Genomic DNA, 500 nt, shown 5'->3' with positions numbered 1-500 from the left:
CTTTGGGTTAAAGATTTAGAAGAATGTGACAAGGATGGTTTGTATTCGAGTATCGATAATTTAGATTTGGAAAATTGTACGTCTGATGATTTTAAAAGAAGACTCTCAACGATTTGCGAGAAATTTTTTGGATCGTTGTCATGAGTTATCAATTCGCACATTTTGAGATGCTGAGTCGTAAAGTGCTTGTAAAGCCTTCCGACAAGGCAACGAAGTCTAAGAAGTGGAATATTAAAGAGACTATAGATGAGGCTACCCGGAGAAATCCGGATGCCTGTTTGCATGTTGAAAATCCAGGCAAGCCGGTTCTCGTTTTTGGTCAGGATTTAGAAGCTCTTGAGCGTGAGCATGAGCAGGCTTGCGATGGTGCTGTTGATGTTCAGAAGAATGGCAAGAGCAGGAAAATCAGAAGCACTCAAAATACTATGGCGTGCATTGTTCTGTCTTGGCCAGGTGAGATGGATGCCGATTGTAAGCGTTGGCAAGCTCGGTCGGTCAAG

1 protein-coding gene is annotated in these 500 nt (G+C 42.6%); it reads left to right on the top strand.

Annotated elements, in window-relative coordinates:
• Nucleotides 1-140 precede the first annotated feature (140 nt).
• On the top strand, nt 141-500 hold a 360-nt coding region (locus KP705_RS17065), incomplete at its 3' end, for a hypothetical protein (RefSeq protein ID WP_215765129.1).

It is taken from the genome of Gluconobacter sp. P1D12_c, from assembly GCF_018812105.1.
Taxonomy (GTDB): Bacteria; Pseudomonadota; Alphaproteobacteria; order Acetobacterales; family Acetobacteraceae; genus Gluconobacter; species Gluconobacter oxydans_A.
Note: the sequence above shows the minus strand (reverse complement) of the source record. Positions and strands in the feature narration are given on the sequence as shown.